The sequence below is a fragment of the Nitrosophilus sp. genome (assembly GCF_982775275.1).
In genome coordinates this window covers 3,144-7,412 of record NZ_CEXZHP010000070.1, presented here as the reverse complement: position 1 = coordinate 7,412, position 4,269 = coordinate 3,144, and the positions used below count along the sequence as shown (strand labels likewise).

Genomic DNA, 4,269 nt, shown 5'->3' with positions numbered 1-4,269 from the left:
GTTGAGTGGTTGAATAGTTAAGTGAAAAAGTGAAAAAGTTAGAAAGTAGTAATGAGAATCACTAATTCCCAATTCCAAATTCCCAATTCCCAATTCCCAATGCCTAATTCCTAATGCCTAATTTCCAATTTCAAAATCTATTTCCTTGGGGAGAGTTTATTATGCTAAAAAACTCTTCTCTTGTTTTTATATTTTCTTTAAATATACCTCTTAAAGCTGAACTTACTGTAGTTGAACAGATTTTTTCCACTCCTCTCATTTCCATACACATATGTCTTGCTTGTATAACAACTCCAACACCTTTTGGATCTATTGTCTCCATGATGGCATCAGCTATTTGTTCGGTCATCTGTTCTTGAATCTGAAGTCTTCGAGCAAAAACCTCTACCATTCTTGGTATTTTTGATAGTCCAACAACTTTGCCATTAGGAATATAAGCTACATGTGCCCTACCAATTATCGGTAAAAGATGATGTTCGCAAAGAGAGTAAAATTCAATATCTCTAACAACAACCATTTCATCGTTTGAAGAGGTAAAAAGCGCTTCGTTTAATATCTCTTTGGGATCTTTTTTATATCCTTGTGTTAAATGCAAAAACGCTTTATATACTCTTTGGGGAGTTTTAATTAATCCTTCTCTTTTTGGATCTTCTCCAATTATTTCCAATATTGTCTTTACCGCGTTTTCAAACTCTTTTTTTTCATCCATAAATTTTTCCTTATTTAATTTTTCCTTTTTTACAAAAGTAAAGCATATTTTTGCTAAAATTGCAACTAAAATTTTTTATAAAGGGTAAAAATGGAAATAGTTGCAAAAAAAATTGACAATGCAAACGCGCAAGTTAGCGCAAAGATTCAAAAGAGCGAGATTGAGTCTAAAACTCAAAAAATTGCTAAAGACCTTAGCAAAACATTAAATCTTCCTGGTTTTAGAAAAGGCAAAGTTCCTGTTGCCGTTGTTAAAAAAAGATATGGCGAAAAGTTGGAAAAAGATGCTGAAGCAGAAGCTTTGCAAGAAGTTTATAAAAAAGCATTAGAAGAGCTTGGTATCAAAAAAGATGAGATTTTAGGAGAGCCGGCTGTTACAAAATTTGATAAAAAAGAGGATGTCATAGAGACAGAAATCAAAATAAGCTTTAAACCAAAAATTGATTTAGAAGATTATGAAGAGTTAATCCCAGATTTTAAAGAGCCAGAAGTTAGTGATGAAGAGGTTGAAAATAGATTAAAAGAGCTTGCGGCAGCAACGGCTCCGACAAAAAAAGTTGAAGAGGATAGACCTCTTAAAGAAGGGGATATCGCGATTATCGACTTTAAAGGTTATGTAGATGATAAAGAGATCGAGGGAGGAAGCGCTCAAAATTTTCAATTAAAAATCGGCTCAAACCAATTTATAGAAGGTTTTGAAGAGCAGTTAATAGGAATGAAACCGGGCGAGAGCAAAACAATAGAAGTTACTTTCCCTCAAGATTACCACAATAAAGAAATCGCCGGGAAAAAAGCCAAATTTGATGTGACATTAAAAGAGATTCAGGTAAAAGAGGAGCCTAAAATCGATGATGAGCTTGCTAAAAAGATGCTTCCAAACGAAGAGAATCCAACTGTTGAGCTTTTAAAAAAGAAAATCAAAGAGCAGATAAAAAGCGAAAAATTGTCCAAACTTTATAACGAAGAGTTAAAACCAAAACTTATAGAAAATCTTGTCAAAAAGTATGATTTTGATCTTCCTCAAAATATTGTAGAGCAAGAGATCGATATTAAATTGAACGAAAAACTAAGAAGTATGAGTGAAGATGAGCTAAAAGAGTTAAAAGAGAATCCCGAAAAAGTAAAAGAGTTAAGAGAGTCTTTAAAAGATGAGGCAAAAAAAAGCGTAAAAGCTACATTTATCGTTGACGCTCTTGCCAAAAAAGAGGGTATTAAAGTTGACGATAATGAAGTAATCCAAACAATCTATTATGAAGCTATGCAGATGGGACAAAATCCTCAAGAGGTATTGGAAGCTTATCAAAAACAGGGTTTGCTTCCGGCAATAAAAATGGCTATGATAGAAGATAAACTTTTAACTCATCTTCTTAATAAAAAATTGGAGGCTAAATGAGCTACTATATTCCATACGTTATAGAAAGAACCGGTAGGGGCGAGAGAAGCTATGATATTTATTCGAGGCTTTTAAAAGATAGAATTATTATGCTAAGCGGCGAAATAAACGACGCCGTTGCATCTTCAATAGTTGCTCAGCTTCTCTTTTTGGAAGCAGAAGATCCTGACAAAGATATCTATTTATATATTAACTCCCCAGGAGGAGTTATAACAAGCGGACTTAGCATATACGATACTATGAATTATATTAAGCCAGACGTTTCTACTATATGTATAGGCCAAGCAGCCTCTATGGGTGCTTTTTTGCTAAGCAGCGGCGCAAAGGGCAAAAGATATGCCCTCCCCCACGCAAGGATTATGATACATCAGCCTTTAGGTGGTGCTCAAGGACAGGCTACGGATATTGAGATACAGGCAAAAGAGATAGTTAGATTAAAACATATGTTAAATGAGATCTTGGCAGAAAATACCGGACAGCCTTTAAGAAAAATAGCAAAAGATACAGATAGAGACTTTTTTATGAGTTCCCAAGAGGCAAAAGAGTATGGGCTGATTGACCAAGTTTTAGATAAGAGTATGAAATAAGATGATAAGAGAGATATTGGTTTATCCAGATAAAAGATTAAAAGAGGTATCAAAATCTGTAAAAAAATTTGATAAAGAGCTCCACACCCTTCTTGATGATATGTATGAGACGATGATCCATAAAAAAGGTATAGGATTAGCGGCTATTCAGGTGGGAGTGCCTCTTAGGGCATTGATAATAAATCTTCCCGATGAAGAGGGGAATCAAAAAAAAGAGGATTTAATAGAAGTTATTAATCCTAAAATTATAGAGACAAAAGGGACGACAACTTATACAGAAGGTTGTTTAAGCGTCCCGGAATATTATGATGACGTCCAAAGAGCCCAATGGGTAAAGGTTGAGTTTTTTGACAGAGAGGGAAATAAAAAAATTATAGAAACCGATGGATTGTTGGCTATAGCTTTTCAACATGAGATAGATCATTTAAACGGCCATCTTTTTATTGAAAAACTCTCTTTTTTAAAAAGAAAAAAATTTGAAAAAGAGTGGAGAAAAAGAAGAAAAGAGAGCGGAAGCAAAAAAGGCAAAACAATATAGGAAATATTTTTGAAAAAGATTAATTGTGCCACTTTTTATAACGCAAAAGCTTATGTTGTTGAGGTTGAAAGCTCCTTTGTTAGAGGACTCCCCTCTTTTAATGTAGTGGGTTTGGCCTCAAACTCCATTCAAGAATCTAAAGAGAGGGTAAAGTCTGCTTTAAATTTTATAGGTTTTAAGTTTCCTCCTTTAAAGGTTACGATAAATCTATCTCCAAGCGATTTAAAAAAGAGCGGAAGCCATTTTGATCTTGCTATTGCGTTAAGTATCGCTCTTCAAAATGATGATATAGATTTTGGCGATTTTTATATATTTGGCGAGCTTGGATTAAACGGAAAATTAAAAGATACAAACTCTATTTTTCCTCTTGTTTTATCTTTAAAAGAGGAGATTGAAAAAATAAAAGTGCTTATACCTAAAGAGTCGGTTGATAAGGTTTCAAAAATACCCGATATCGAAATATATAGCGTAGATACACTTCAAGAAGCAGTCGAATTTTTTAAAAGTGGAAAAAAGATAAAAGTAGATGCACAAGAGTTAAATTATAAATATATAAAAATAGGTGAAGAAAGATATTATTATTTTGATATATTTGAATTTGATTTTTTTGAAGTAAAAGGGCAAGATTTTGCAAAAAGGGCGGCTCTTATCGCAGCTGCAGGGTTTCATAATATTTTATTTGAAGGAAGTCCCGGCTGTGGGAAAAGTATGATAAGCAAAAGATTGAGATATATTTTACCTCCACTTAAGTTGTCTGAAATATTGGAAATCGCAAAATTGGACGCAATGGATAAAAATGAGCCATCATTTGTCCCATTGCGTCCATTTAGATCTCCTCACCACTCTTCTACCAAGGCCAGTATATTTGGAGGGGGTAGTAATAGCGCAAAAATAGGCGAAGTAGCTTTGGCAAATAGAGGTATACTTTTTTTTGACGAACTTCCCCATTTTTCAAAAAATGTTTTAGAAGCTTTAAGAGAGCCTTTAGAAGATAGAAAAATATTGATTTCCCGTGTTAACTCAAAAATCGAATATAATACCGA

Annotated in this window: 5 protein-coding genes; 4 read left to right on the top strand and 1 reads right to left on the bottom strand. The window is 33.8% G+C overall.

Features of this window, described 5'->3' with window-relative positions:
* Positions 1-130: 130 nt before the first annotated feature.
* Positions 131-709 (bottom strand): GTP cyclohydrolase I FolE, encoded by a 579-nt coding sequence (gene folE / locus AC30RD_RS04800; protein ID WP_489493165.1) that lies wholly within the window; start codon positions 707-709, stop codon positions 131-133.
* 90 nt (positions 710-799) lie between these two features.
* On the opposite strand from folE, the gene tig reads away from it, so the two are divergent.
* The 4 genes from tig to AC30RD_RS04780 form a co-directional block, all read left to right on the top strand.
* The gene (tig, locus tag AC30RD_RS04795) at positions 800-2,101 is read left to right on the top strand and encodes a trigger factor (protein ID WP_489493164.1); all 1,302 of its coding nucleotides are present in this window, start codon (positions 800-802) and stop codon (positions 2,099-2,101) included.
* Positions 2,098-2,688, top strand: a complete 591-nt coding sequence (clpP, locus tag AC30RD_RS04790; protein WP_489493163.1) for an ATP-dependent Clp endopeptidase proteolytic subunit ClpP — start codon at positions 2,098-2,100, stop codon at positions 2,686-2,688. Before tig ends, clpP begins: the two co-directional genes overlap by 4 nt.
* A 1-nt stretch (position 2,689) precedes the next feature.
* Positions 2,690-3,226, top strand: coding sequence for a peptide deformylase (def, locus tag AC30RD_RS04785; RefSeq protein WP_489493162.1), 537 nt, complete (start codon positions 2,690-2,692; stop codon positions 3,224-3,226).
* A gap of 9 nt (positions 3,227-3,235) precedes the next feature.
* On the top strand, positions 3,236-4,269 hold a 1,034-nt coding region (locus AC30RD_RS04780; protein WP_489493161.1), incomplete at its 3' end, for an ATP-binding protein.